24 protein-coding genes and 1 riboswitch are annotated in these 25,872 nt (G+C 72.7%); of the genes, 4 read left to right on the top strand and 20 right to left on the bottom strand.

Features of this window, described 5'->3' with window-relative positions:
- Window positions 1–127: 127 nt before the first annotated feature.
- Entirely contained in the window at window positions 128–1,999 is a 1,872-nt protein-coding gene (locus tag ACSURM_RS30250) for an AAA family ATPase (protein WP_436958941.1), read from the top strand.
- A 102-nt stretch (window positions 2,000–2,101) separates the two neighbouring features.
- Here the strand turns inward: ACSURM_RS30250 and ACSURM_RS30245 are convergent, their stop codons facing one another.
- The 10 genes from ACSURM_RS30245 to ACSURM_RS30200 form a co-directional block, all read right to left on the bottom strand.
- The gene (locus ACSURM_RS30245) at window positions 2,102–3,175 is read right to left on the bottom strand and encodes a hemolysin family protein (protein ID WP_436958940.1); all 1,074 of its coding nucleotides are present in this window, start codon (window positions 3,173–3,175) and stop codon (window positions 2,102–2,104) included.
- Window positions 3,172–4,506 (bottom strand): hemolysin family protein, encoded by a 1,335-nt coding sequence (locus ACSURM_RS30240; protein WP_436958939.1) that lies wholly within the window; start codon window positions 4,504–4,506, stop codon window positions 3,172–3,174. The genes ACSURM_RS30245 and ACSURM_RS30240 overlap by 4 nt, the downstream gene beginning before the upstream one ends.
- 163 nt (window positions 4,507–4,669) lie before the next feature.
- Complete coding sequence (locus tag ACSURM_RS30235; RefSeq protein WP_436958938.1) at window positions 4,670–5,140, bottom strand: PH domain-containing protein; 471 nt, start codon at window positions 5,138–5,140, stop codon at window positions 4,670–4,672.
- A gap of 14 nt (window positions 5,141–5,154) precedes the next feature.
- Window positions 5,155–6,003, bottom strand: coding sequence for an ATP phosphoribosyltransferase (gene hisG / locus ACSURM_RS30230; RefSeq protein ID WP_436958937.1), 849 nt, complete (start codon window positions 6,001–6,003; stop codon window positions 5,155–5,157).
- A 52-nt stretch (window positions 6,004–6,055) separates the two neighbouring features.
- A complete protein-coding gene (locus ACSURM_RS30225) occupies window positions 6,056–6,328 on the bottom strand; it encodes a phosphoribosyl-ATP diphosphatase (RefSeq protein WP_007491392.1) in 273 nt (90 codons plus the stop codon).
- A gap of 34 nt (window positions 6,329–6,362) precedes the next feature.
- Entirely contained in the window at window positions 6,363–6,848 is a 486-nt protein-coding gene (ribH, locus tag ACSURM_RS30220) for a 6,7-dimethyl-8-ribityllumazine synthase (RefSeq protein ID WP_359050476.1), read from the bottom strand.
- Between the two features lie 26 nt (window positions 6,849–6,874).
- Window positions 6,875–8,164: a bifunctional 3,4-dihydroxy-2-butanone-4-phosphate synthase/GTP cyclohydrolase II gene (locus tag ACSURM_RS30215; protein ID WP_436958936.1), complete on the bottom strand. Its 1,290-nt coding sequence runs from the start codon at window positions 8,162–8,164 to the stop codon at window positions 6,875–6,877.
- On the bottom strand, window positions 8,161–8,802 hold the full coding sequence (locus tag ACSURM_RS30210; protein ID WP_436958935.1) for a nicotinamide mononucleotide transporter family protein: 642 nt from the start codon (window positions 8,800–8,802) through the stop codon (window positions 8,161–8,163). Before ACSURM_RS30210 ends, ACSURM_RS30215 begins: the two co-directional genes overlap by 4 nt.
- Entirely contained in the window at window positions 8,799–9,404 is a 606-nt protein-coding gene (locus tag ACSURM_RS30205) for a riboflavin synthase (RefSeq protein ID WP_436958934.1), read from the bottom strand. The genes ACSURM_RS30210 and ACSURM_RS30205 overlap by 4 nt, the downstream gene beginning before the upstream one ends.
- A 162-nt stretch (window positions 9,405–9,566) precedes the next feature.
- Window positions 9,567–9,697, bottom strand: a riboswitch (FMN riboswitch).
- 262 nt (window positions 9,698–9,959) lie between these two features.
- Window positions 9,960–11,222: an ROK family transcriptional regulator gene (locus ACSURM_RS30200; RefSeq protein ID WP_436958933.1), complete on the bottom strand. Its 1,263-nt coding sequence runs from the start codon at window positions 11,220–11,222 to the stop codon at window positions 9,960–9,962.
- 169 nt (window positions 11,223–11,391) lie between these two features.
- On the opposite strand from ACSURM_RS30200, the gene ACSURM_RS30195 reads away from it, so the two are divergent.
- The 3 genes from ACSURM_RS30195 to ACSURM_RS30185 all read left to right on the top strand — a co-directional run bounded on the left by ACSURM_RS30195 (window position 11,392) and on the right by ACSURM_RS30185 (window position 14,930).
- Window positions 11,392–12,597, top strand: a complete 1,206-nt coding sequence (locus ACSURM_RS30195; protein ID WP_436958932.1) for an MFS transporter — start codon at window positions 11,392–11,394, stop codon at window positions 12,595–12,597.
- Window positions 12,598–12,712: 115 nt separating this feature from the next.
- The gene (locus ACSURM_RS30190; protein ID WP_436958931.1) at window positions 12,713–14,140 is read left to right on the top strand and encodes a uracil-xanthine permease family protein; all 1,428 of its coding nucleotides are present in this window, start codon (window positions 12,713–12,715) and stop codon (window positions 14,138–14,140) included.
- 91 nt (window positions 14,141–14,231) lie between these two features.
- Window positions 14,232–14,930, top strand: coding sequence for a DUF5995 family protein (locus ACSURM_RS30185; protein ID WP_436958930.1), 699 nt, complete (start codon window positions 14,232–14,234; stop codon window positions 14,928–14,930).
- Between the two features lie 67 nt (window positions 14,931–14,997).
- Here ACSURM_RS30185 and ACSURM_RS30180 read toward each other — a convergent pair whose 3' ends face one another.
- The 10 genes from ACSURM_RS30180 to ACSURM_RS30135 all read right to left on the bottom strand — a co-directional run bounded on the left by ACSURM_RS30180 (window position 14,998) and on the right by ACSURM_RS30135 (window position 25,848).
- Window positions 14,998–16,695: a flavin monoamine oxidase family protein gene (locus ACSURM_RS30180; protein ID WP_436958929.1), complete on the bottom strand. Its 1,698-nt coding sequence runs from the start codon at window positions 16,693–16,695 to the stop codon at window positions 14,998–15,000.
- Between the two features lie 86 nt (window positions 16,696–16,781).
- Window positions 16,782–17,570: a carbon-nitrogen hydrolase family protein gene (locus ACSURM_RS30175; RefSeq protein ID WP_436958928.1), complete on the bottom strand. Its 789-nt coding sequence runs from the start codon at window positions 17,568–17,570 to the stop codon at window positions 16,782–16,784.
- Between the two features lie 293 nt (window positions 17,571–17,863).
- Window positions 17,864–18,316, bottom strand: a complete 453-nt coding sequence (locus ACSURM_RS30170; RefSeq protein WP_030620185.1) for an Lrp/AsnC family transcriptional regulator — start codon at window positions 18,314–18,316, stop codon at window positions 17,864–17,866.
- A 27-nt stretch (window positions 18,317–18,343) separates the two neighbouring features.
- Window positions 18,344–19,831, bottom strand: coding sequence for an amino acid permease (locus ACSURM_RS30165; RefSeq protein ID WP_359050497.1), 1,488 nt, complete (start codon window positions 19,829–19,831; stop codon window positions 18,344–18,346).
- A gap of 367 nt (window positions 19,832–20,198) precedes the next feature.
- A complete protein-coding gene (locus tag ACSURM_RS30160; protein ID WP_436958926.1) occupies window positions 20,199–21,641 on the bottom strand; it encodes a GuaB1 family IMP dehydrogenase-related protein in 1,443 nt (480 codons plus the stop codon).
- Window positions 21,642–21,773: 132 nt separating this feature from the next.
- A complete protein-coding gene (locus tag ACSURM_RS30155) occupies window positions 21,774–22,103 on the bottom strand; it encodes a barstar family protein (protein ID WP_436958925.1) in 330 nt (109 codons plus the stop codon).
- On the bottom strand, window positions 22,100–22,504 hold the full coding sequence (locus ACSURM_RS30150) for a ribonuclease domain-containing protein (RefSeq protein WP_436958924.1): 405 nt from the start codon (window positions 22,502–22,504) through the stop codon (window positions 22,100–22,102). The genes ACSURM_RS30155 and ACSURM_RS30150 overlap by 4 nt, the downstream gene beginning before the upstream one ends.
- 49 nt (window positions 22,505–22,553) lie before the next feature.
- Window positions 22,554–23,597 (bottom strand): sugar-binding transcriptional regulator, encoded by a 1,044-nt coding sequence (locus ACSURM_RS30145; protein WP_436958923.1) that lies wholly within the window; start codon window positions 23,595–23,597, stop codon window positions 22,554–22,556.
- Between the two features lie 90 nt (window positions 23,598–23,687).
- On the bottom strand, window positions 23,688–24,374 hold the full coding sequence (gene rpe, locus ACSURM_RS30140; RefSeq protein ID WP_359050505.1) for a ribulose-phosphate 3-epimerase: 687 nt from the start codon (window positions 24,372–24,374) through the stop codon (window positions 23,688–23,690).
- Window positions 24,375–24,429: 55 nt separating this feature from the next.
- A complete protein-coding gene (locus ACSURM_RS30135) occupies window positions 24,430–25,848 on the bottom strand; it encodes an RsmB/NOP family class I SAM-dependent RNA methyltransferase (RefSeq protein WP_436958922.1) in 1,419 nt (472 codons plus the stop codon).
- Between the last annotated feature and the right edge of the window lie 24 nt (window positions 25,849–25,872).

Raw genomic sequence — 25,872 nt, 5'->3', positions numbered from 1 at the left:
GGTGCGACCTTCGAGCGGCGGCCTCGCGCACCTGCAACTCCGGTCCGCGGTACGGAGATTCGACCGCGGTGGCCATCGGGCGACTGCCCGGTGGTGAACCACGGGTGCATGGTCTGTGGGGGACGTGATGGACTTCGGCACACAGGGCCCCGAGGCGCCGGCCGACCTCGCCTGGCTGCGGGGCGTGGACGCCTACACGGTGGGCGCCTACCCGCAGGCGGAGGAGGAGTTCCGCACCGCGGTGCGGATGGACCCGGGCATGGCGGACGCCTGGCTCGGGCTGCACGCGCTCCGGGTCGACACCACCACCGCGCTGCTGCGCATGTTCCGGCACCGCGACCGCTTCGGCGAACAGCGCGCCCGGCACCGCCGCGCCCTCAACTCCTGGTACTGGCTGGGCTGGTGGGTGCAGCCCGTGCTGGAGAGCCCGCGCGATCTGCTGCTGGCGCACGCCTCCCACTGGCTGGACGGCCGGCACGTGCCCGAGCTGGACCGCGCCCTCGCCGGACTGCCCCCGGTCGACACCGACGCCCAGGTCCGCTTCCTGCACGCCTGCCGCGCCTATCTGGTCAAGGACTGGGACCAGCTGGTCCGGCACACCGACCCGCTGCTGGACGACCCCCTGCTCGGCATCGAGGCCGGCCTCTTCGGCGGCATGGCCCGGGTCCGGCTGGAGATGTACGGCCAGGCCGAACCGCTGCTGTCGGCCGCGCTGATGCGGTGCCGCAGCGAGCAGCCGCAGCGCAAGGAGCTGCGCTACTGGCTGGCGCGGGCGCACGAGGGCACCGGGCGGTCGGCCGCCGCGCTCCCCCTGTACCGGGCGGTGCACCGGGTGGACCCGGCCTTCATGGACACCTCGGCCCGGCTCGCGGCGATCGCCGAGGGCGACGGGTACGACGAGACGGGCGACCTCGCCGCGATCACCCTGACCGGCGCGGGACAGGACACGGTGGACGGCCCCGACGGGTTCGATCCGCTGTTCGGCGCCGAGGGCCGCGATCTGCGGCTGCCGGAGCCCGACCCGCCGGCCGGGCCGCTGCCGTCGGTGGCCGACCCCTCGGTGCGGACCAGGACCGGCCCCCAGGGCTCCGCCCCGCCGGTACCGGCCGGGCCGACCGACCCCGCGTTACTCGAGCAGGCGCTCGCCGAACTGGAGCGCATGGTGGGCCTGGAGCCGGTGAAGCGCCAGGTCAAGGCGTTGTCCGCGCAGCTGAACATGGCGCGGCTGCGGGCCGGGCAGGGCCTGCCGGTGCAGCCGCCCAAGCGGCACTTCGTCTTCTCCGGCCCGTCCGGCACGGGCAAGACCACGGTCGCGCGCATCCTGGGCCGGGTGTTCTACGCCCTGGGTCTGCTCGGCGGCGACCACCTGGTGGAGGCCCAGCGGGCCGACCTGGTCGGCGAGTACCTGGGGCAGACCGCCGTGAAGGCCAACGAGCTGATCGACTCCGCGATCGGCGGGGTGCTGTTCGTGGACGAGGCGTACTCGCTGTCCAACTCCGGGTACGGCAAGGGGGACGCGTACGGCGACGAGGCGCTCCAGGTGCTGCTGAAGCGAGCCGAGGACAACCGCGACCACCTGGTGGTGATCCTGGCCGGCTACCCGGAGGGCATGGACCGCCTGCTGGCCGCCAACCCCGGACTGTCCTCCCGCTTCACCACCCGGGTGGACTTCCCCTCGTACCGGCCGCAGGAGCTCACCGAGATCGGCAAGGTGCTCGCGGCGGAGAACGGCGACCAGTGGGACGAGGAGGCGCTGGAGGAGCTGCGGTCGATCGCCGGGCACGTGGTCGGCCAGGGGTGGATCGACGAGCTGGGCAACGGACGGTTCCTGCGGACACTGTACGAGAAGAGCTGCGCGTACCGGGACCTGCGGCTGTCGTCGTACGCGGGCTCCCTGTCCCGGGAGGACCTGGCGACCCTGCGGCTGCCCGACCTGATGCAGGCCTACGGCGAGGTGCTGTCGGGACGGGGACCGCAGGATCCGTCCGCGTCGTATTAGGGGCCCCGACCCGTCCGCGCACGCAGTGGGCGCGCCGAAGGGGCGCGGGGATGCGTGCGGCGGCCCGCCACCGGCCGGCCGCCGCACGGATGGGCGCCGGAGCTATCCGGCGAGTGCTTCCTCCGGCTCCCCGCTCGCCCTGGGCTCCGGCATCTCCCGGTGCGCCGGGTCGCGGACCTCGCCCACCAGCATCTCCAGTACGTCCTCCAGGGCCACCAGGCCCAGCACCTTGCCGGTCGCGTCGGCGACCTGGGCCAGGTGCGTGGCCGCCCGGCGCATCACCGTGAGGGCGTCGTCCAGCGGCAGCTCGGCGCGGAGCGTGGCCATGGGCCGCCAGACCTGCTGGGGGACGGCCCGGTCGGAGTCCTCCAGGTCGAGGACGTCCTTCACGTGCACGTACCCCATGAAGGGGCCCTTGCCGGCCGCGGCGACCGGGAAGCGGGAGTAGCCCGTGCGGGCGGTCAGCTCCACGATGTCCCCCGGGGTGACCGACGGCTCCACGACGACCAGGGACTCGCGGCGCAGCAGGACGTCCGTCACCGGGCGGGAGCCCAGTTCCAGGGCGTCCTCCAGCCGCTCGCGCTCCTCGGGGCCGAGCAGCCCGGCCTCGCCGGAGTCCTCCAGCAGGCGGTTGAGCTGCTCGGTGGTGACGACCGCTGCCACCTCGTCCTTCGGCTCGACCCGGAACAGCCGCAGGATGCCCTGGGCGCAGGCGCCGAGGGCCACGGTGACCGGCCTGCACAGGCGGGCGAACCACACCAGGCCGGGGCTGAGCCAGAGCGCCGCCTTCTCGGGCGCCGCCATGGCCAGGTTCTTCGGCACCATCTCGCCGATGACCAGGTGGAAGAAGACCACCGCGGCCAGCGCGATGACATAGCCGAGCGGGTGGATCATGCCGTGCGGCAGGTGCATCCACTCGAACAGCGGCTCCAGCAGGTGCGCCACCGTCGGCTCGGCGACCGCGCCGAGGGTCAGGGAGCAGACCGTGATGCCGAACTGTGCGGCGGCCATCATCTGCGGCAGCCGTTCCAGGCCGTGGAGCACCTGGCGGGCGCGGGCGGTGCCGAGCGGTTCGATCTGGCTGCGGCGGACGGAGACGAGCGCGAACTCGGCGCCGACGAAGAAGCCGTTGGCGAGCACGAGCAGCGCCGCGAAGACCAGTTGCAGGACGCTCATCGGGCGGCCTCCGGCACGCTCGCCACGGGGGCCGTCCTGACCAGGCGGACCCGTTCGGCGCGGTAGTGGCCGACCTGGCGGACCGAGAGCCGCCAGCCGGGCAGTTCGGCCCGGTCGCCGGGGGCCGGGATGCGGCCGAGCAGATCGGCGACCAGTCCGGCCACGGTCTCGTACGGTCCCTCGGGCACGTCCAGTCCTATGCGCGTCAGGATGTCGACGCGGCAGCCGCCGTCCACGTCCCAGGCGGGCCTGCCGTCCTCGGGCGGGGCGGGGGCCAGCTCGGGCATGTCCTTGGCGTCGTGCTCGTCGCGGACCTCGCCGACCAGTTCCTCGACGATGTCCTCCAGGGTGACCACGCCGGCCGTGCCGCCGTACTCGTCCACGACGACCGCGATGGGCTGCTCGCTGCGCAGCCGGGCGAGCAGGGGCTGCACCGGCAGGGTCTCGGGGACCAGGAGCGCCTTGCGGGCGATGCGGCCGACCGGGGTGCGCAGCCGGTCGTGGGCCGGGACGGCCAGCGCGTCCTTCAGGTGGGCCATGCCCACGATCTCGTCGATCTTCTCCCGGTAGACGGGGAAGCGGGACAGCCCGGTGGCGCGGGTGAGGTTGACCACGTCCTCGGCGGTGGCCGAGTCCTGCAACGCGCTCACCTTCACCCGCGGGGTCATCACGTGCTGTGCGGTCAGCTCGCCCAGGGACAGGGTGCGCACGAACAGGTCGGCCGTGTCCTGCTCCAGGGCGCCGGCCAGGGCGGAGTGCCGGGCCAGGGAGACCAGCTCGCCGGGGGTGCGGGCGGAGGCCAGCTCCTCGGCGGGCTCCACGCCCAGGGCGCGCACCAGCCGGTTGGCGACCGCGTTCAGCGCGGAGATCACCGGGCGGAACAGGAGGGCGAAGCGGTGCTGCGGGCCGGCCACGAAGCGGGCCACCTGCAGCGGCCGGGACACCGCCCAGTTCTTGGGCACGAGTTCGCCGATCACCATCTGGATCGCGGAGGCCAGCAGCATGCCGACGACCACCGCGACGCCGGCCGCGGCCCCCTCGGGGACGCCGAGCGCCGTGAACGGGCCGCGCAGCAGCTCGGCCAGCGCGGGCTCGGCGAGCATGCCGACGACCAGGGAGGTGATGGTGATGCCGAGCTGGGTGCCGGAGAGCTGGAAGGACAGTTCCTTCAGCGACTCCACGACCGTACGGGCGCGCGGGTCGCCGTCGGCGGCGGCCTTCTCGGCGTCCTGGCGCTCGACCGTCACGAGGCCGAACTCGGCCGCCACGAAGAATCCGTTGGCGAGGATCAGCAGGAAGGCCGCGGCGAGCAACAGCAGGGGGATGATCACGCTGCCACCGCCTTGCCGCTATGTCGGGCAGGGGTGGCGCGGGTACTACAGGACGATCCGTCCATCGCCGGAGTCGGTCACTCCTCGGGTAGCAGGAGCCCCTGGCACCGGGGGGCGCACAGGGGCGGAGGCGCAGCGGGGCGGCCTCCGCCCACCAGATTAATCAAGATCTGGGCTCGTGCGGCAGGGCGGGCGAGCCGGAGCGGGCCTCGGCGAGTTCCCGGAGGGTCCGGGCGTCGGCGATGGCCTGCCGCTTGGCGATGCCCGGCTGGATGCCGAGCGCGGGCAGGCTGGTGCCGTCGCTGAGGTCGAGGAACACCCAGGGGTCACCCGGCCGGAGGTTCACCCGGAGGATCTCCGCCCAGGCCAGGCGGCGCTTGCTCGCGATGTTGACGACGGTGACGCCGGACTCGTCGGCGACCACCCGCACCCGGGCCAGCTGGGCGAGCACCCAGAGACAGAGCGCGCCGGTGAGGACGAAGCTGAGCCGGGAGCCCGGGCCGAGGTCCTCCAGGAGCAGCGAGACCCCGGAGATCACCACGAAGATCAGGACTCCGGCGGTGAGCAGGATCACCCGCGTCCGGCCGGGCCGGAAGGTGACGGGCAGGGCGGGGAGGTCGGGCAGGTCGGTCATCTCTGGCGTACCCCTCAGAGGCGGCAGGCGTGGATGGCCGTGGTCAGGATGGCGCGGGCGCCGATGCCGTAGAGGTCGTCCATGATCCGCTGGGCCTCCTTGGCGGGGACCATGGCGCGGACGGCGACCCAGCCCTCGTTGTGCAGCGGGGAGACGGTCGGGGACTCCAGGCCGGGGGTGAGCGCGACGGCCTTCTCCAGCTGCTCCACCCGGCAGTCGTAGTCCATCATCACGTACGTCCGGGCCACCAGGACGCCCTGGAGGCGGCGCAGGAACTGCTGGACCTTGGGCTCCTCGGCGTCGGCGCCGGTGCGGCGGACGACGATGGCCTCGGACTTCATGATCGGCTCGCCGAAGACCTCCAGGCCCGCGTTGCGCAGGCTGGTGCCGGTCTCCACGACGTCGGCGATGACCTCGGCGACGCCGAGTTCGATGGCGGTCTCGACGGCGCCGTCCAGGTGGACCACGGAGGCGTCGACGCCGCGGTCGGCGAGGTGCCCGGCGACGATCCCCTCGTAGGAGGTGGCGACCGTGCGGCCCTTGAGGTCCTCGATGCCCTGCGCGGTGCCGGGCTTGGCGGCGAAGCGGAAGGTGGAGCGGGCGAAGCCGAGCGGCAGGATCTCCTCGGCGTCGGCGCCGGAGTCGATCAGCAGGTCACGGCCGGTGATGCCGATGTCGAGGCGGCCGGAGGAGACGTAGATCGCGATGTCGCGGGGGCGGAGGTAGAAGAACTCGACCTCGTTCTCCGGGTCGACGATGCGCAGTTCCTTGGACTCGCGGCGCTGCTGGTAGCCGGCCTCATGCAGCATCTCCGCCGCAGGGCCGGACAGTGAACCCTTGTTGGGGACGGCGATGCGCAGCATGAGGTCGGCTTCCTTCGTTCGTTCTCTACGGGATGGGTGTGCGGGCTACGGCTTACAGGTGGGCGTAGACGTCGTCCAGGGAGATGCCGCGGGCGACCATCATCACCTGGACGTGGTACAGCAGCTGCGAGATCTCCTCGGCCGCCGCCTCCTTGCCCTCGTACTCGGCGGCCATCCAGACCTCGGCGGCCTCCTCGACGACCTTCTTGCCGATGGCATGGACGCCCTTTCCGACCAGTTCCGCGGTGCGGGAGGTGGCGGGATCGCCGTGGGCGGCCTTGTGCTGGAGCTCGGTGAACAGCTCCTCGAACGTCTTCTTGGACATGGTGAGCCCCACCCTAGCCGTTGTGGCGGCCGGTCTAGTGCCAGGGTTCGGATACCGAGCGGAGGGTGGCCGCCGTCGCCACGGCCGCCGTCACCGCCTCGTGGCCCTTGTCCTCGCTGGAGCCCTCCAGGCCGGCCCGGTCCAGGGCCTGCTCCTCGGTGTCGCAGGTGAGCACGCCGAAGCCGACGGGGACGCCGGTGTCGACGGAGACCTGGGTGAGGCCCTGGGTGACGCCCTGGCACACGTAGTCGAAGTGCGGGGTGCCGCCGCGGATGACGACGCCGAGGGCGACGATCGCGTCGTAGCCGCGGCCCGCGAGGACCTTCGCGGCGACCGGCAGCTCGAAGCTGCCGGGGACCCGGATCAGGGTCGGCTCGTCGATGCCCAGGTCACGCAGGGCGCGCAGGGCGCCGTCCACCAGGCCGTCCATCACCTTCTCGTGCCACTGCGCCGCGATCACGGCGACCCTGAGGTCGTTCACCTTGCGTACGGACACGTCCGGTGCGCCCTTGCCGCTCACTCTTACTTACCTCCGTGCTCTTTCGCTTACTGGTTGCCGCAGGCCGACACGGCGGTCGTGTCCAGCCAGGGCAGGTCGTGCCCCATCCGGTCCCGCTTGGTGCGCAGGTAGCGGAGATTGTGCTCACCGGCCTGGACGGGCATCGGCTCCCGGCCGGTGACCTCGATGCCGTGGCGCCTGAGGGCGTCGGTCTTGTCGGGGTTGTTGGTCATCAGCCGCACCCCGCGCACGCCGAGGTCGGCGAGGATCCGGGCGCCGGCGCCGTAGTCGCGGGCGTCGGCGGGCAGGCCGAGTTCCAGGTTGGCGTCCAGGGTGTCGTGGCCCTGTTCCTGGAGTTCGTAGGCGCGCAGCTTGGACAGCAGGCCGATGCCGCGTCCCTCGTGTCCGCGCAGGTAGACGACGACGCCGCGGCCCTCCTCCTGGATGCGGCCGAGCGCGGCGTCCAGCTGGGGGCCGCAGTCGCAGCGCAGGGAGCCGAAGACGTCGCCGGTGAGGCACTCGGAGTGGACCCGGACCAGGACGTCCCGGCCGTCGCCGAGGTCGCCGTGGACGAGGGCGACGTGCTCGACGCCGTCGACGGTGGACCGGTAGCCGTAGGCGGTGAAGGTGCCGTGCCGGGTGGGCAGGCGGGTGGCGGCCTCGCGGCGGACGGTGGGCTCGCTGCCGCGGCGGTAGGCGATCAGGTCCTCGATGGAGATGATCGTCAGGCCGTGCTTGCGGGCGAACGGGATCAGCTCGGGCAGGCGGAGCATCCGGCCGTCCTCGCCGGCAATCTCCACGATGGCGCCGGCCGGGCGCAGGCCCGCGAGCCGGGCGAGGTCGACGGCGGCCTCGGTGTGGCCGTCGCGGGCGAGGACGCCGCCGTCCCGCGCGCGCAGCGGGAAGATGTGGCCGGGGCGGACGAAGTCGGTGGGTCCGGCCGTGCCGCTCGCGAGCAGCCGGAGTGTGGTGGCGCGGTCGGCGGCCGAGATGCCGGTGCTCACACCGTGGGCGGCGGTGGCGTCCACGGAGACGGTGAACGCGGTCTTCATCGACTCGGTGTTGTCCTCGACCATCTGCGGCAGCCGCAGCCGGTCCAGTTCGCCGCTCTCCATGGGGGCGCAGATCAGTCCCCGGCACTCGCTCATCATGAAGGCGACGATCTCGGGGGTGATCTTCTCGGCGGCCACGACGAGGTCGCCCTCGTTCTCCCGGTTCTCGTCGTCGACGACGACGATCGGGCGGCCGGCGGCGATGTCGGCGATGGCCTGTTCGACCGGGTCGAGCGCGAAGCCGCCGAGGTCGTGGGTGTCGTGGAGGACGGGTGCCGAGGTCATGCCGGCGCTCCTTCCAGTGTGGGCCGCGCAGCCTTGCGGGAACGCAGCCACCAGTCGCGCATGCCCCACAGGACGAGTGCGCCGTAGATGACGTAGACGAAGCCGGAGAAGGCGTAGCCGTTGGCGAAGTTCAGGGGAACGCCGACCAGGTCGACGAGGAGCCAGGCGAACCAGAACTCGACCATGCCCTTGGCCTGGGCGTACATCGCGACGATGGTGCCGACGAAGATGTAGGCGTCGGGCCAGGGGTCCCAGGACAGGGACGGGTAGGCCTGGAACAGCAGGGCGACGGCGACCGTGCCGGCCCCGGCGGCGGCGACCATGGCCGCGCGCTCGCGCCAGGAGGCGAACCGGGGGGTGATCTGGCCGTCGCCGGACCGGTTCCGGGTGCGCTGCCACTGCCACCAGCCGTACAGCGCGACGGCCATGACGACGACCTGCTTGCCGGCGCTGCCGGTCAGGTGGCCGTAGAAGGCGGCGAACAGGACGAGGCCGGAGAGGAACTGCACGGGCCAGGTCCACAGGGAGCGGCGCCAGCCGAGGGCGAGGGTGATCAGGCCCAGGATGTTGCCGGTCATGTCCGACCAGATGATGTGCTGGCCGAAGAGGGTGAACGCCTCGGAGTTCAGCCAGTTCACCGGCCGGCCTCCTGTCCGTGCGCGAGCAGCCGCTCCACGTACTTGGCGATGACGTCCACTTCGAGGTTGACCGGGTCGCCGGGCTGCTTCACGCCGAGCGTGGTCAGGGCGAGGGTGGTCGGGATGAGGCTGACCGTGAAGTGGTCGGGGGCCGCGTCCACGACGGTCAGGCTGATGCCGTCGACCGTGATGGAGCCCTTCTCCACGACGTAGCGGGAGAGGTCCGCGGGGAGGGAGATCTTCACGATCTCCCAGTGCTCGGAGGGCGTACGGGCGAGGATCTCGCCGGTGCCGTCGACGTGTCCCTGCACGATGTGTCCGCCGAGGCGGGCGCCGACGGCGGTGGGGCGTTCCAGGTTGACGCGGGAGCCGACGGCGAGCGCGCCCAGGCTGGAGCGCTTCAGGGTCTCGGCCATGACGTCGGCGGTGAACTCGTCGCCCTCGTGCTCGACGACGGTGAGACAGACCCCGTTCACGGCGATGGAGTCGCCGTGCCGGGCGCCCTCGGTCACGACGGGGCCGCGCAGCCGGAAGCGGGAGGCGTCGCCGAGGTTCTCGACGGCGGTGACCTCACCCAGCTCTTCGACGATTCCGGTGAACACTTCCCGGGTCCTCCTGCCTCTTCGGGCACGGACTCCGGGGCTGTCGATGACGACAGAATCCACGGGTGAGCACACACCGAAAGGCGTCGCCGGACGGACGCGTCCGCGCAGGGACGAGCCTCGATACGGCGGCGCGCACACGGATACACGTATGCCCGCCCGCCGCGCACTGCCTCCCATCCGGACTTTAACCGTCGGTCCAGGAATTTCACCTGGTCAACCGGCCGCTGGAAGCGACCGGGTCGCGGACTGTAACCGCCGGTTCGGACTTTCACCGACCCCGGAGTGCGCTGCTTCTGGTACAGGCCCAGTGTGCCACGCCCGCCACTCGTCCATACGGGTGGGTCGTGTGGCCTCCCTCACAGTGCGCGTCGGCGCTCTCGCGCGGCGCGACCGCCGCGGAGGACCGGTCGCCGGATCAACGGAGTCGAGGTTGGTCCGGACCATTGACCCTACTGGTCTAGTCCTCTTAAGGTGCGGTCGGGCTCGGCGGCGGTGACGACGGCCCTTGCCCGCCGCCGGGCCGCCAAGGCGGGGCCGGCCAGGCGGGGCCGGCTACCGCTCGGGCGGCCCGAACAGCTCGTCCTGCGCCCGTTCCCGCGCGGTGAGCAGCGCGCCGCGCAGCACCGCCGCCCCGCCGAGGCCGCTCGCCCGCACCTCCGTGGCCAGCGGCGACATCCGGCGCAGCCGCTCCCCCACCAGCCCGGCGAGCACCGCTCCCCCGGCCCGGCCGACCTCCCCGCCGAGCACCACGCAACCGGGGTCCAGGACGGCCGCCACCGAGGCCGCGCCGACCGCGATCCGGTCGGCCAGGGTGCGCAGGAAACGCTCGTCGGCCGCGGCCGCCCGCGCCACCGCCCCGGCCACCACGCGCGCCGCCTCCGCCCCGTCCGCCGCGCCCCGCACCACCCGCGCCACGTCCGGCCCCGCCACCGGCTCATGCGCGAAACCGTCCGCCGGATCGCCCGCCGCCCCGGGCACCGGCAGTCCGTACTCCGCGGCCAGCGAGACGACCGCCGCCGCCCCGGCCAGCGAGTGGAAGCCGCCGTCGCAGTCGGTCGCCGAGGGCAGCGTGCCCGTGCCCGGGACCGGCAGGAAGCCGATCTCGCCGGTGCCGCCCGAGGCGCCGCGGCGCAGGGCGCCGTCCAGCACGACGGCGGCGCCGACGCCGTGGCCCAGCCAGAGCAGGACGAAGGTGTCCCGGTCGCTGGCGGCGCCCTCGCGCTGCTCGGCCAGGGCGGCCAGGTTCGTCTCGTTCTCGACGGTCACCCGGGCGCCGGGCAGCCGGTCCTGGAGGGCGGCGACCAGGCTGCGGTGCCAGGCGGGCAGCCCGGCGGAGTCCCTGAGGTCGCCGGTGGCGGGGTCGATCAGGCCCGGCGCCCCGATGCCGACCGTGTGCAGCCGGTCCGCGCCGCCCTCCTTCACGGCCCGCTCCACGGCGGCCACCGCCCGCTCCACGGCGGGCCCGGTCCCGGTGTCCCCGCCGATCGGCGCGGACGCCTCGGCGAGCACCCGTCCGAGCAGGTCGGAGACCAGGACGAGGACGCCTTCGGTGCGCACGTCGAGCGCGGCGAGGTGGGCGCGGCCGGCGACGATGCCGTAGAGCCGGGCGTTGGGGCCCCGGCGCTGTTCGCCGGACTCGCCGACCACCGTGATCAGGCCGGCGGCCGTGAGCCGGTCCACCAGGTCGGCGACGGTCGGCCGGGACAGGCCGGTCAGCTGCTTGAGCTGCCCCGCCGTCAGCGGGCCTTCCTGCTGCAACAGCCGCAGGGCCAGCCGGTCGTTGAGGGCCCGGGCGGTGCTCGGTGATGCGGGCATGACGGGAATCCTCCCAGATCGCTGCGGACCGGACGGTCGTACGCCCCGTGCGGACCGGCGGTCGTACGCCTCGCACGGCCGCCGCCCTTTCTATCAGGCAGGGTTCCTGATAATTTACGCGCCGGATTGCCGCGAGGGTCGGCCGGGGAGGGACAGGAACATGGGTGACATGAGCCCCGCACGCGAGGAGGTCCGGCGCGCCCGGTATGCCGTGGCGGCCGTGTTCGCCGTGCACGGCTCCGTGACCGGGTCGTTCGCCACGCGGGTGCCCTGGATCCAGGAACACGCCGGACTGAGCGCCGGGCAGCTGGGGTTCGCGCTGGCCTTCACCGCCTTCGGCGCGGCGTGCGCGATGCCGCTCGCGGGCCGGGTGACCCACCGGTTCGGCAGCCGTACGGCCCTGCGCGGGCTGCTGGCGATGTGGACGCTGGCCCTGGTGCTGCCGTCCGTCGCGCCGAACCTGCTCACCCTGTGCCTGGCGCTGTTCGTCTACGGCGCCTCCTCGGGCATGGCCGACGTCGCGATGAACGCGCTCGGCGTGGAGGTCGAGCGGCTGCTCGGCAGGTCGGTGATGTCCGGACTGCACGGCATGTGGAGCGCCGGCGCCCTGGTCGGCTCGGCGGCCGGCACCCTGGCCGCGCATCTCGGCGCGGACGCGCGGGCGCACTTCGCGCTGGCCTCGGCCGTCCTCACCGTGCTCGGCTGCGCGGTCTGCGCCTGGGTGCTGGACGTCCAGCCCGCCGAGGACGAGGAGCCGCCGCCGCGGTTCGCGCTGCCGCCGCGCTCGGCCCTGCTGATCGGCGCGGTCGGGTTCTGCGCGGTGTTCGCCGAGGGCGCGACCCTGGACTGGTCGGCAGTGTTCCTGCGGGACCGGCTGGACGGCTCGGCCGGGCTGGCGGCGTCCGCCACGACCGGCTCGATGCTGACCATGGCCGTGGCCCGGATCGCCGGGGACGCGGTGGTGAACCGCTTCGGCGCGGTCCGTACCGTGCGGGCCGGCGGGGCGCTGGCCGTGCTGGGCGGGCTGCTGATCGTGCTGGCGCGGCACCCGGCTTCGGCGATGACCGGGTTCGCGCTGATGGGGCTCGGCATCGCGGTGGTCGTCCCGCTGTGCTTCGCGGCCGCCGGACACGCCGGCCCCAACCCGAGCCAGGCCATCGCGGGCGTGGCGACCGTCACCTACACCTCCGGGCTGATCGCGCCGAGCCTGATCGGCGGGGTGGCCCAGGCGACCAGCCTGATGGTGTCCTTCTGCGTGGTGACGGCGCTGGCCTGCGGGCTCGTCCTGTTCTCGGGTGTCCTGCGCGCCGCCGAACGCGGGGGCCGCGCGGAGACCGGTCCGCGGAGCGCGGCGGTGTCCGGCCCGCATCCCTGAGGCGATCGGGTTTGTGAACCGAGTTCACATACCCGGCCGCGTGGGCGGAGAACCGCCGCTTACCCGCACAATGGTTCGGACCGTCCTGATGTACGTAAGAAAGCGAAACCCCACCATGGACCTCGGCGTGCGCTGGAAACTGCACGGTGACGGGCGCACGCCCGCTCCCGGAGCGGTGGTACGCCCCGACGAACGGCTGTCCTGGCCCCGCACCGTGGGCCTGGGCGCCCAGCACGTGGTCGCGATGTTCGGCGCCTCCTTCGTCGCCCCCGTGCTCATGGGCCTGGACCCGAACCTGGCGATCATGATGTCGGGCGTGGCGACCGTGATCTTCCTGCTCGCCACCCGCGGCCGGGTGCCGAGCTACCTCGGCTGCTCCCTGTCGTTCGTGGGCGTGGCCGCCGTCATCCGCGCCCAGGGCGGCACCAGCGCCACCGTGACCGGCGCGGTGCTCGTCGTCGGCGCGGTGCTGTTCCTGGTGGGCCTGGCCGTGCAGCGGTTCGGCGCGCGGATCATCCACGCCGCCATGCCGCCGATCGTGACCGGTGCCGTCGTCATGCTGATCGGCTTCAACCTGGCCCCGGTGACCGCCTCCACCTACTGGCCGCAGGACCAGTGGACCGCCCTGCTGGTGATGCTCTTCACCGGGCTGGCGGTCGTCTGCCTGCGCGGCTTCTGGTCGCGCATCGCCATCTTCCTGGGCCTGGTCTTCGGCTACGGCATCTCCTGGGCCTTCGACCGGATCTTCGGCAAGATCCACTCCGTGGGCCCGAGCGGCAAGGTCACCGACCACTGGCGCCTGGACCTGTCCGCGGTCTCCCACGCCGACTGGATCGGGCTGCCCCACCTGCACGGCCCGTCCTTCCAGTGGTCGGCCGTCCTGGTCGCCCTGCCCGTGGTCATCGCCCTGGTCGCGGAGAACGCGGGCCACGTCAAGGCGGTCGGCGAGATGACCGGCGCCCCGCTGGACGACAAGCTCGGCACGGCGATCTCCGCCGACGGTGTCGCCTCGGTGCTCTCCACCGCCGTCGGCGGCCCGCCGAACACCACCTACTCCGAGAACATCGGCGTGATGGCCGCGACCCGCGTCTACTCCACCGCCGCCTACTGGGCCGCCGCCGGCTTCGCGCTGCTCTTCGGCGTCTGCCCGAAGTTCGGCGCGGTCGTGGCCGCCATCCCGGGCGGGGTGCTCGGCGGCATCACCGTCATCCTCTACGGCATGATCGGCCTGCTCGGCGCCCAGATCTGGATCAACGCCAAGGTGGACCTGCGCAACCCGCTGAACCTGGTCCCGGCCGCCGCGGGCATCATCATCGGCGTCGGCAACGTCTCCATGAAGTTCACCGACACCTTCTCGCTCAGCGGCATCGCCCTCGGCACCCTGGTCGTCATCACCGGCTACCACGCGCTGCGCGCCTTCGCCCCGGCCCACCTGAAGACACAGGAGCCGCTGCTGGACGAGGGCACGTCGACGTACGACGCGGAGGCGGACACGGAGACCGGCTCGCGGGCGGACACCCGGGCGCCGCGCGCCAAGTCCTAACCGGCGCTCCCGCGTTCCGCCGTTCCCCCGTTCCGGGGAAGCACCGGGCCGGTCGGCGCGCGGGCCGGCACCGGGCTGGGACCCTTCCGCCATGGCTTCCCCCCTGGCGCGGCCCGCGGCCCCCGCCACCCCCGTCGACGCCGTCGTGGCGCGGATGCGCGCGCTGGACGCGGCCCTGCCCGCGCGGGACGGCATCGGTGTGTTCAACCGCGTCTACCTCACCGTCACCGAGGAGGTCGGCCGGCGGCTGGGCGCGGGCGAGTTCCCGGATCCGCGCGCGGCGAGCACCCTGGACGTGCGGTTCGCGGAACGCTATCTGGCGGCGGTCGACGCGGCCGCCGAGGACCGCCGCCCGCCCGCCTGCTGGCGGCCGCTGTTCCAGCTCCGCCGCCACCCCGGGGTGCGCCCGCTCCAGTTCGCGCTGGCCGGCGTCAACGCCCACATCGGGCACGACCTGGCCCTGGCCGTGGTCGACACCTGCCGGACGCTCGGCTGCGAACCGGCCGCTCTGGAGGACGAGTTCGACCGGGTGGGCGAGCTGCTCGCGGCGCTGGAGGAACGCGTCCGCGAGGACCTGATGCCGGGGCCGGATCTGCTCCAGCTCGCCGACCCGCTCACCCACCTGCTGGGCTCGTGGAGCCTGGAGCGGGCCCGGGACGCGGCCTGGGCGGCGGCCCGCGCCCTGTGGGCGCTGCGGCACTGCGCGGGGATCGCCGAGGAGTTCACCGAGCGGCTGGACGCGGCGGTGGGGTTCGCGGGCCGGATGCTGCTGACTCCCCTGCCCCGCTGAGGACTGGAAAGGCGCGGGCGGCCGGAATCCAGGTCCGGCCGCCCGCGCCTTTCGCTCGTCTCCCGGGTCAGTCCTCGGGAAGCTCCACCGGGGCGATCTCGTCGTAGACGTCGCCCGGGCCCGGGTTCGTCGGGTCGGTCGTGCCGCCGAAGTGGTGCATCACGCCCCACACCGCGTTCAGCGCGGTCTGCACGGCGCCCTCGGCCCAGCCGGCCGTCCAGGAGATGTCGTCGCCGGCGAGGAAGATGCCCCGCTTGTCCTCGGGCAGCCGGTCCTGCATGAAGTGGGTGAACAGGCGCCGCTGGTAGCGGTAGTGGCCGGGCAGGTTGGCCTTGAACGCGCCCATGAAGTAGGGCTCGTTCTCCCAGGAGATCGTCACCGGGTTGCCGATGATGTGCTTGCGGATGTCGACCTTCGGGTAGATCTCGCCGAGCGACTTCAGCATGACCTCCATCCGCTCGTTCGCGGACAGCGGCAGCCACTTCAGGCTGTCGTCGCACCAGGTGTACGACAGGCAGATGACGGCGGGCTTGTCGGGGCCGTCGTCGAGCAGGTACGTGCCGCGGGTCATGCGGTCGGTGAGCGTCATCGACATGACGTCCCGGCCGGTCTCCTCGTCCTTGTCCAGCCAGAACGGCCGGTCCACGGGCACGAAGAGCTTGCTGGACTCCATGTAGTGGGTGCGCTCGATCGCCGTCCAGTGGTCGATCGGGAAGAGCGAGTCGTCACAGGCGATCTTGGACAGCAGCATCCAGGACTGGGCGGTGAAGATCGCCGCCTGGTAGGTGCGGATGTCGCCGTTCGCGTCCGTCACGGTGATCCGGTTGCCCGCGGTGCGGTGCAGCCGGGTGACGGCCGGGCGCGGCTCGCCGTCCGCGTGCAGGGACTTCAGCGAGGTGCCGTGCGGCCAGTGCACGATCTTCTCCGGCTCCCGCTCCCACAGGCGCAGCGGCAGCTGCTGGGAGCCGCCGACGATGCCGCGGTGGTGGTCGTCGGCCTCGGTGTAGACGACGCGCAGGATCTCCAGGATGGAGTTCGGGAAGTCGGTGTCCCAGCCGCCGGTGCCGAAGCCGACCTGGCCGAAGATCTCCCGGTGCCGGAAGGACTTGAACGCCTCGGAGTCGCACAGGAAGCCGTAGAAGGTCTGGTTGTCGAGCTTCTCGACCAGCTTCGCCCAGATCTCCCGGATGCGCGGCACGTCCCGCTCGCGCATCGCGCGGTTCATGTCGGAGAAGTCCGCGCCCTCCTCCAGGCACTTGTTCCAGGCCGCGGCGACGTCCCGGTACACCTGGGGCAGGTCGTCGATGGTGACGGCGTAGTGCGACTCGCCCTTGAGGTCGACCACGGTCGAGGGGGTGGCCTCGGCCAGCGGGTTCGGGAAGGGCCTGGTCTCCAGGCCGACCAGGTCGATGTAGTGCTGGAGGGCGGTGGAGGACGGCGGGAAGCGCATCGCGCCCATCTCGGCGGTCAGCGAGTCGGCGCAGCCGTCGAAGCCGACCGTGCGGAGCCGGCCGCCGATCTGGTCGGCCTCGTAGACGACGGGCCTGAGGCCCATCTTCATCAGCTCGTAGGCGGCGACGATGCCGGACAGGCCGCCGCCGATGACCGCGACCTCGGTGCCGTGCTCGGTGGCCGGGACCTGGCCGAGGCCCGCCGGGTGGGCGAGGAAGTCGTCGTAGGCGTAGGGGAAGTCCGGGCCGAACATGGTGATCGGCGGCTGCTGCTCGTCGGTGTGCTCGACGGCGTTGGGCACCGTGGACGTCATGGGGGTACGGACTCCTTGCGTGGTGGAACGGGGTGAGGCTGCCGCGGCCGCTCTCGCGCGGCCCTCCCGCGCGGCTGGTCCGCGGCTCAGACCAGGGACCCGTACAGACCGGGGCGGCGGTCCGCCAGGTACGGGTTGTTCTCCCGGGAGGCGGCCAGGAAGGCGGGGTCGGCGTCGGCGAGCACCAGCTGCTCGGCACGGCCGGCGCGGGCGCGGGCGACGCCGTCGGGACCGGCGAGGACGGACAGGCCGACGAACTCGAACTCCCCTTCCTCACCGACCCGGTTGACGTACGCGACGTACATCTGGTTCTCGAAGGCCCGCACCGGGATCATCGACTCGGCGACGAACTGGAAGGGGTGCATCTGCGCGGTCGGTACGACGAGGAGGTCGGTGCCGGCCAGGGCGTGGGCCCGGACGTTCTCCGGGAACTCGACGTCGTAGCAGATCAGCAGGCCCACGGTGAGGCCGTTCAGCTCGGCCTGGACGACCTGCCGCTCGCCCGGCGTGAAGTGGTCGCGCTCGAAGCAGCCGAAGAGGTGGGTCTTGCGGTAGTTGGCGAGCCGGGTGCCGTCGGCGGAGACCAGCTGGGCGGAGTTGAAGACGGTGTCGCCGTCGCGCTCCGGGTAGCCGTAGACGAGGGCCAGGCCGTGCCGGGTGGCGATCTCGGCGACCGCGTCGGCCCAGTCGCCGTCGGCGGGCTCGGCGAGGCGGGCGATGTCGTCGCCGATCGCGTATCCGGTGAGGAACATCTCCGGCGCGGCCAGCAGCCCGGCGCCCGCGGCGGCGGCGCGGCCCGCGGCCTCGTCGAGGACCTTGAGGTTCTCGGCGATCGAGCCGGGACGGCCGGAGCTCTGGAGCAGGGCGGTGCGCATGCGTCATCCTCACCGGAACGGGGGGTTTGGGGGGTCAGGAAGACGGTACGGGCGGCGCGCTCGGCCGGACAAGAAGGAGCCGTTGCGCGCGCGTGCGTAGTTTGTTGCGCGGGAGGGGATTCCGGCGGCGATTCGTTGCGCGGGCCGGTGGGTGTCCCCGGAAAAGCGGCCGGGGCGCCTCGTCGTGCGCCGGGTGCGGGCCGTGTGGGGTTGCTCGCGCAGTTCCCCGCGCCCCTGAAAGGGGCGCTGCCCGCAGCCGGTGACGACGAGGCGCCCCGGGCCGCCGTCCGCTCCTACCCCGGTGCCCCGGAGGAGAAGCGGCGCAGCAGCGGTGACAGGACCAGGACGGACTTGGTGCGTTCCACGAAGGGCTCGCCCGCGATCCGCTCCAGGACCCGCTCGAAGTGCCGCATGTCGGAGGCGAAGACCTGGGCGATCGCGTCCGCGTCGCCGGTGACGGTCGACGCGGCCACGACCTCCTGGTACCGCTCCAGACCCCGCTGGATGGTCTCCGGGGAGGTGTTGCTCCGGCAGTAGATCTCGATGTATCCCTCGGTCTCCCAGCCGAGCGCCGCCGGGTCCACCCGGACGGTGAACCCGGTGATGGCGCCGGTGGCCCGCAACCGGTCCACGCGCCGCTTCACCGCGGGCGCGGACAGTCCGATCAGCTGCCCGATGTCCGCGTAGGAGCGGCGGGCGTCCTCGGCGAGGGCGTGCACGATGCGTTCGTCGAGATCGTTCAGCACAGGGGGTCGTTCACTTCTTCGGTTCGGTCACTTCACTGCCGTCACCGCGAGGTCGTCGTCGGTCGCGAGACGGGAACGGCGATAGCCGTACAGGAAGTAGAACACGAGCCCGGCGGCCATCCAGCATCCGAAGACGACCCAGGTCACGGTGTCGAGGCTGAACATGTTGTACGCGCAGAACAGGAAGCCCAGCACCGGCAGCACCGGCCCGAACGGCACCTTGAAGGTCCGCTCCAGGTTCGGCCGCTTGTAGCGGAGCACGATGACCGCGATGTTGACCAGGGCGAAGGCGAACAGGGTGCCGATGCTGGTGGCGTCGACGAGCTTGCCCAGCGGGATGAGGGCGGCGAGCGCGCCGCAGAACAGGGAGACGATCACCGTGTTGAGGCGGGGGGCGCCGGTCTTGCGGTGGACCTTGCCGAGCGCCTTGGGCACCAGGCCGTCACGGGACATCGCGAACAGGATGCGGGTCTGGCCGTAGAGCACGGTGAGCACCACGCTCGCGATGGAGATGACCGCGCCGAGCGCCAGCAGCGTGCCCCAGAAGGTCTGGCCGCTGACGTCGTTCATGATCGCGGCGAGGGATGCCTCCGAGCCGTCGAACTTCTTCCAGTTCCAGGCGCCGACGGCGACACCGGCGACGAGCACGTACAGCGCGGTGACGATGATCAGCGACAGCATGATCGCCCGCGGCAGGTCCCGCTTGGGGTCCTTGGCCTCCTCACCGGCGGTGGAGGCGGCGTCGAAGCCGATGTACGAGAAGAACAGCGTGGCACCGGCGGCGCTGACGCCGGTCATGCCGAGCGGCATGAAGTCGGCGTAGTTGCCGGACTTGAAGCCCATGATGCCGACCGCGCAGAACAGCACGAGGGCGACGATCTTCACGCACACCATGATCGTGTTGGCGCGGGCGGACTCGCGGGCGCCGCCGAGCAGGAACACCATCGCCAGCAGGACGACGACCAGCGCGGGCAGGTTGATGACGCCGCCCTCGCCGGGGGCCGAGGACAGCACGCTCGGGATGGTGACGCCGATGGTGCCGTCCAGCAGCTCGTTCAGGTACTCGCCCCAGCCGACGGCGACGGCGGCCACCGAGACGCCGTACTCCAGGATCAGGCACCAGCCGCAGACCCAGGCGACCAGCTCGCCCATCGTTGCGTATGCGTACGAGTACGAGGAGCCGGCGACCGGGATGCTGCCCGCCAGCTCGGCGTAGGACAGGGCCGAGAACAGCGCGGTGAGGCCGGCGATCACGAAGGACAGGGTGACCGCGGGGCCGGCCTCGGGGACGGCGTCGCCGAGGACGACGAAGATGCCGGTGCCGAGGGTGGCACCGATGCTGATCATGGTCAGCTGCCACAGTCCGAGGGAGCGCCGCAGCTGTCCTCCCTCGCCGTGGCCGCCCTCCGCGACCAGGCGTTCCACCGGCTTGCGACGCATCAGGCGCGCGGCGACGCCCGGGGACGCGGGGGCGGCCGGTATCTGGTTCTGCGGGGGTGCGCCTTGGTCGAGCACGCGCTGGCTCCTTATTCGCTGCCGGTGTGGTGCGGACGCGGACCGGCGGATGAGCCGGCCCTCGTGGACGGGGACCGGTGGGCCTCGCGAGGGCGGGAACCCATCGAGCGGGGTCCCCGCCACGCACGTACTAGCGCAGCACCCTATGAGGCGGGCCTTCACGGGCGTAATGCAGCAACCTTGCGCATCCCCGCAGAATCATTGCGTTCATCCACCCCGAATGACAAATCGTTGCGCGCGTGCTGTCGACCGTTGCGCGATGCCCTGAAGAGCACCTTTTGGCGAGGTCGGCGGATACGGCGACGGCCCCCGCCGTTCCCGGGTGGGGAACGGCGGGGGCCGTCGTGCGGCTGCGGCAGGCCGCGGGTCAGCTCCAGCTGGCGTGCAGCGGCTTGCCCTCGGCGTAGCCGGCCGCGCTCTGGATGCCGACGATCGCCTTCTCGGCGAACTCCTCCAGCGAGCCGGCGCCGGCGTAGGTGCAGGAGGAACGGACGCCCGCGATGATCGAGTCGATCAGGTCCTCGACGCCCGGGCGGGCCGGGTCGAGGAACATCCGGGAGGTGGAGATGCCCTCCTCGAACAGCGCCTTGCGGGCGCGGTCGTAGGCCGACTCCTCCGAGGTGCGGTTGCGCACCGCACGCGCGGAGGCCATGCCGAAGGACTCCTTGTAGGCACGGCCCTGGGCGTCGTGCTGGAGGTCGCCCGGCGACTCGTAGGTGCCGGCGAACCAGGAGCCGATCATCACGTTGGACGCGCCGGCCGCGAGGGCCATGGCGACGTCGCGCGGGTGGCGGACACCGCCGTCGGCCCACACGTGCTTGCCGTACTTCTTCGCCTCGGCGGCGCACTCCAGGACGGCGGAGAACTGCGGGCGGCCCACGCCGGTCATCATGCGGGTGGTGCACATGGCGCCCGGGCCGACACCGACCTTGATGATGTCGGCGCCCGCGTCGATGAGGTCCTTCACACCCTCGGCGGAGACGATGTTGCCCGCGGCGATCGGCACGTTCGGGTCGAGGGCGCGCACCACCTGGATGGCGCTGATCATCGACTCCTGGTGGCCGTGCGCGGTGTCGATGACGAGCGTGTCCACGCCCGCGTCGAGCAGCTGCTTGGCCTTGCCCGCCACGTCGCCGTTGATGCCGACGGCGGCGGCGATCCGCAGCTTTCCGGCGGCGTCCACGGCCGGGGTGTACAGCGTGGCGCGCAGGGCGCCCTTGCGGGTGAGGATGCCGGCGAGCCTGCCGTCCTTGTCGACGGCCGGGGCGTAGCGGCGGTTGTGGTGGTCGAGGGTGTTGAAGGCCTCGCGCGGGTCTATGTCGGCGTCCAGCAGGAGCAGGTCCTTGGACATGACGACTTCGAGCTGGGTGAAGCGGTCGACGCCGGACAGGTCGGCGTCGGTGACGACACCGACGGGCCGGTGGTTCTCGTCCACGACCACACCGGCGTTGTGCGCCCGCTTGGGCAGCAGCGCCAGGGCGTCGGCGACGGTCTGGTGCGGGGCCAGCACGATCGGGGTGTCCAGCACCAGGTGCCGGCTCTTCACCCAGGAGATCACCTCGGTGACGACATCGATCGGGATGTCCTGCGGGATGACCACGAGCCCGCCGCGGCGGGCCACCGTCTCGGCCATGCGGCGGCCGGCGATGGCGGTCATGTTCGCGACGACGAGCGGGATGGTGGTGCCCGTCCCGTCCGGCGAGGCGAGGTCCACGCCCTGACGCGAGCCCACCGCGGAGCGGCGCGGCACCATGAACACGTCGTCGTACGTCAGGTCGTACGCGGGCTGGATGTCATTGAGGAAACGCACGTGCTGCACATCCCAGTCGATCAGAGGTGACCCCCTGGCAGGTGTGCCAGGGGGAAAGAGCACGTACTTCATTCTCCCATGGCGGGGCGTCCGTCATCCCCTGACAGAACATCCAGGGTCGTCACCGGGCGGCTAGGAGGTTCCTCCAAGGGCGAGGGCAACGGTGAGCGCGGCCGTGCGGTCCGCGGCCTCGGTGAGAACCTCCTCGGCGGTCCGCCACTCCTCGGGCCGGGCCCCGGCGTACGGCCGCCAGCCCCGTACGACGAGCAGCAGCCCGCGTTCCACGGCGCCCTCGGGCCAGACCGTGTGATCGGACAGGGAGTCGGCCAGCGCGTCCCAGTTGCGGCCGAACCAGTCGGGCAGCGCCAGGGCCCGGGCGACGCGGTCCATCAGGCCCGCCTTGTCCGTGACGCCGTCGAGGTCGAGCACGGCCACGAGCGGGCCGGCCGGGGTGTCGCTCATCTCAGTACCGCCCGGAACGAGTCGTAGTGGTCATCGGTGTAGTAGACCTCCCCGCCCTGCCCGGTGACCAGGCGCCGGGCGCCCCGGTCGCGGGAGCCGGGGGTCTGCACGGTGTACTCGTGGTAGTAGCCGCGCCGGTGCTTGGGCAGGTGCCCCTCGAAGTTCCCGAAGACGGCCCCGTCCTGGGCGTAGGGGAAGGGCCCGCCCCGGTCGATGCGGGCCAGGGTGGTGCGGGCCTCGGCGGGCAGCCGGGAGACGGGGACGGTGGCCATGCCGTGCGCCCAGGCCGGGGCGGACGCACCCGGGGAGGCCGGCGGGGAGCCGCCGGAGCATCCCGTCAGGAGAACGGCGAGACAGATCAGCAGCCCGGCGAGGGCGCGGGGGACGAACCGTGGCGGCATGCGTCGATGCTGCCACGGCCGTCCCGCCCGGGCCCGCCGGGAGGCGCCGTCAGGCTCCGTCGGGGTCCTGACGGCTGAGCGCCGGCCGCGGTGCCTGGCCCGCCGTCAGCAGGTGGTCGGCGGCCGAGGTGTCGGTCACCAGGCTGGTGACCAGCCCGGAGCGCAGCACCGCGTCGATCGCGGCGGCCTTGCGCTGCCCGCCCGCGATCGCCACCACCTCCGGGATACGGCGCAGCTGGTCGGTCTTGACCGTGATGCACCGCTCCCCCAGGTCCCGGCCGATCCGGCGCCCCTCGGCGTCGAAGAGGTGCGCCGACATCTCGGCGGCGACACCGAGCGAGGCGTAGTGCGCGCGCTCCTCGTCGCTCAGCATGTCGTGCACGGTCGAGATGCCCGGCTCCCAGGAGCCGATGGAGACACAGGCGACGGTGACCTTGTCGAAGTACTCGAAGGCCCGGGCGATCCCGGTCTGGCTGCGCAGGGCCGCCGCGGTGGCCGCGTCCGGCAGCAGCATCGGCGCGTAGATGGGGTGCGCGTCGCCGCCCGAGACCTGGGCGGCCCGGCGGACGGCCTCCACCGAGCCGCGCTCGGCGGTCCCGGCGTCGTACACGCCCGTCAGCTGCACCACCGTGCACGGCGGCAGCCGGTCGAGCGCCGCCGCCATGTGGATGGTGGACCGGCCCCAGGCCAGCCCGAGCACGTCGCCCTCGTTGACGAGTTCGCCGAGCAGGTCGGCGGCCACCTCACCGAGGTTCTCGGGGTCCGGGGTCTCCTCCGCCTCGGCCGGGGACTCGACCACGACGGCGTGCCGCAGGCCGTAGCGGGCGCGGAGCGCGTCGGAACGCTCGGCGTCCAGCTCGGCCGGCACCCGGATCTCGATGCGTACGAGGTCCCGCTCGAGGGCGGTCTCCAGGACCCGGGCCACCTTGAAGCGGCTGACGCCGAACTCCTCCGCGATCTGGATCTTGGACTTGCCCTCGAGGTAGAAGCGGCGGGCCATGGCCGCCGCCTGCACCAGCTCAGCGGGTCCCATCCGCATGGCTGACCGGCCCGCCGACATACCCGACACGGCGATCTCCTCACTGCTGTTCACACTCTGGATTCGCCGTTCATCCTCGCAGATTCGGGGCGACTGATCCGCCCTGATGGGCGGGCTTCATTCAACCGTTCACTTCGCCGTGGCTCAGTGGTCGCATGCCCAGGACGCCTTGGCGGTGGCCGACTCCGCCTGGGCGCGCAGCGCGCGCACGGCCTCGGCCGGGTCCTCGGCCCCGTACACGGCCGAGCCGGCGACGAACACGTCCGCTCCCGCGTCCGCGCACCGCTCGATGGTCGCGGCCGAGACACCGCCGTCGACCTGGAGCCACAGCTGCAGTCCGTGCTTCTTGATCAGCTCCCGGGTGCGGCGGATCTTCGGCAGCATGATGTCGAGGAACGCCTGGCCGCCGAAGCCCGGCTCCACCGTCATGATCAGCAGCATGTCGAGTTCCGGCAGCAGGTCCTCGAACGGCTCGATGGGCGTCGCGGGCTTCAGCGCCATGGACGCGCGGGCGCCCTTCGCGCGGATCTCCCGGGCGAGCCGCACCGGGGCGGCCGCGGCCTCCACGTGGAAGGTGACCGACGACGCCCCCGCCTCGACGTACTGAGGGGCCCAGCGGTCGGGGTCCTCGATCATCAGGTGGCAGTCCAGCGGGGTGTCCGTCGCCCGGGCCAGGGACTCCACCACCGGCACGCCGAGGGTGAGGTTCGGGACGAAGTGGTTGTCCATGACGTCGACATGGAGCGAGTCGGCGCCGCGGACCGCCTCGGCCTCGTCCGCGAGGCGGGCGAAGTCGGCGGACAGGATGCTGGGATTGATCTGCACGGACATGGCCCCCAGCCTATGCCCTGCCGGGGAGGGCGGGTCAGGCCCGGGGCGGCCCGCGCTACGCGGTCCTGCGGATCAGGGCCAGGTACATCGCGTCCGTGCCGTGCAGATGGGGCCAGAGCTGGACGTCCGGGCCCTCGCCGAGGGCGGGGAGGCCGGGGAGCAGGGGCCGGGCGTCGATCAGGTCGGTGTCGGGGCGCTGCTTGAGGACGTCGGCCACCACCGCCCGGGTCTCGGCGAGGTGCGGGGAGCAGGTGGCGTAGCCGACGACCCCGCCGACGCGCACGGAGTCCAGGGCGGTGCGCAGCAGGGCGCGCTGGAGCGGGGCGAAGCTGTCCAGGTCCTCGGGGCGGCGGCGCCAGCGGGCCTCGGGGCGGCGGCGCAGCGCGCCGAGGCCGGTGCACGGGACGTCCACCAGCACCCGGTCGAAGCTGCCGGGGCGCCACGGCGGACGGGTGCCGTCGGCGGCGATGACCTGGTACGGGCCCGGGTTGCCGTGCAGCGCCTTGGCGACCAGGCCGGCCCGGTGCGGCTGCTTCTCGGAGGCGAGCAGCACGGCACCGCGTTCGGCGGCGAGGGCGCCGAGCAGCGCGGCCTTGCCGCCGGGTCCGGCGCAGCCGTCGAGCCACTTCTCGTCGGGCCCGTCCAGCGGGGCGTTCGCGAGCGCGAGGGCGACCAGCTGGCTGCCCTCGTCCTGCACGCCGGCCCGGCCCTCGCGCACGGCCTCGACCGCGCCCGGCTCGCCGCCCTCCGCGAGCCGTACGGCGTACGGCGACCAGCGGCCCGGTACGGCGGCGTCCTCGCGCAGCAGCTCCTCGGTGGTGGCCCGCCCGGGGCGGGCGACCAGGGTCACCTCGGGCCGTTCGTTGTCGGCCGCCAGCAGCTCCTCGATGCCGGCCCGGCCGCCGCCGAGGGAGTCCCAGAGCGCGGAGACGACCCAGCGCGGGTGCGAGTGCACGACGGCCAGGTGGTCCTCGGGGTCCTCGTCGTAGGGCGGCGCGACCTTCTCGGTCCAGCCCGCCAGGTCGTCCTGCGCGACCTTGCGGAGCACGGCGTTGACGAACTTGGCCCGGCCGTCCCCGAGCACCACCCGGGCCAGCTCCACGGAGGCGGAGACGGCGGCGTGCGTCGGGATCCGGGTGCCGAGCAGCTGGTGCACGCCGAGGCCGAGCACGTCCAGCACCGGCGGGTCGACCTCGCGCAGCGGCCGGTCGACACAGGCGGCGATGACGGCGTCGTAGGTGCCCTGCCGGCGCAGCGTGCCGTACACCAGCTCGGTGGCCAGCGCGGCGTCCCGGGCGTCGAAGTCGCCCTTGTCACGGGCCTTGCGCAGCAGCGGCGGCAGCACGAGGTTGGCGTAGGCGTCCCGCTCGTCCACCGCGCGCAGCGCCTCGAAGGCCAGGATGCGGACGGGGTCCTTCTGGGGACGGCGGTAGGGCTTGGCGGGCCTGCGGGGCCGCCGGGAGGACTCGCTCACGAAAAAGGTGCTCCGGAGATAGAA

Source organism: Streptomyces sp. SudanB182_2057 (genome assembly GCF_964272715.1).
In the GTDB taxonomy this organism is placed as follows: Bacteria; Actinomycetota; Actinomycetes; order Streptomycetales; family Streptomycetaceae; genus Streptomyces; species Streptomyces rubradiris.
This window is presented reverse-complemented; position numbering and strand designations above follow the sequence as displayed.

What these genes read in the sequence shown, in the direction of transcription:
- hisG (WP_436958937.1), bottom strand. Translation starts at nt 6,003, where the DNA reads ATGCTGCGCATCGCCGTCCCCAACAAGGGTTCACTGTCCGGCCCTGCG.
- ACSURM_RS30250 (WP_436958941.1), top strand. Translation starts at nt 128, where the DNA reads ATGGACTTCGGCACACAGGGCCCCGAGGCGCCGGCCGACCTCGCCTGG.
- ACSURM_RS30190 (WP_436958931.1), top strand. Translation starts at nt 12,713, where the DNA reads ATGGACCTCGGCGTGCGCTGGAAACTGCACGGTGACGGGCGCACGCCC.
- ACSURM_RS30235 (WP_436958938.1), bottom strand. Translation starts at nt 5,140, where the DNA reads ATGACCGACCTGCCCGACCTCCCCGCCCTGCCCGTCACCTTCCGGCCC.
- rpe (WP_359050505.1), bottom strand. Translation starts at nt 24,374, where the DNA reads ATGTCCGTGCAGATCAATCCCAGCATCCTGTCCGCCGACTTCGCCCGC.
- ACSURM_RS30185 (WP_436958930.1), top strand. Translation starts at nt 14,232, where the DNA reads ATGGCTTCCCCCCTGGCGCGGCCCGCGGCCCCCGCCACCCCCGTCGAC.
- ACSURM_RS30180 (WP_436958929.1), bottom strand. Translation starts at nt 16,695, where the DNA reads ATGACGTCCACGGTGCCCAACGCCGTCGAGCACACCGACGAGCAGCAG.
- ACSURM_RS30175 (WP_436958928.1), bottom strand. Translation starts at nt 17,570, where the DNA reads ATGCGCACCGCCCTGCTCCAGAGCTCCGGCCGTCCCGGCTCGATCGCC.
- ACSURM_RS30195 (WP_436958932.1), top strand. Translation starts at nt 11,392, where the DNA reads ATGAGCCCCGCACGCGAGGAGGTCCGGCGCGCCCGGTATGCCGTGGCG.
- ACSURM_RS30245 (WP_436958940.1), bottom strand. Translation starts at nt 3,175, where the DNA reads ATGAGCGTCCTGCAACTGGTCTTCGCGGCGCTGCTCGTGCTCGCCAAC.
- ACSURM_RS30215 (WP_436958936.1), bottom strand. Translation starts at nt 8,164, where the DNA reads ATGACCTCGGCACCCGTCCTCCACGACACCCACGACCTCGGCGGCTTC.
- ACSURM_RS30225 (WP_007491392.1), bottom strand. Translation starts at nt 6,328, where the DNA reads ATGTCCAAGAAGACGTTCGAGGAGCTGTTCACCGAGCTCCAGCACAAG.
- ACSURM_RS30150 (WP_436958924.1), bottom strand. Translation starts at nt 22,504, where the DNA reads ATGCCGCCACGGTTCGTCCCCCGCGCCCTCGCCGGGCTGCTGATCTGT.
- ACSURM_RS30155 (WP_436958925.1), bottom strand. Translation starts at nt 22,103, where the DNA reads ATGAGCGACACCCCGGCCGGCCCGCTCGTGGCCGTGCTCGACCTCGAC.
- ACSURM_RS30200 (WP_436958933.1), bottom strand. Translation starts at nt 11,222, where the DNA reads ATGCCCGCATCACCGAGCACCGCCCGGGCCCTCAACGACCGGCTGGCC.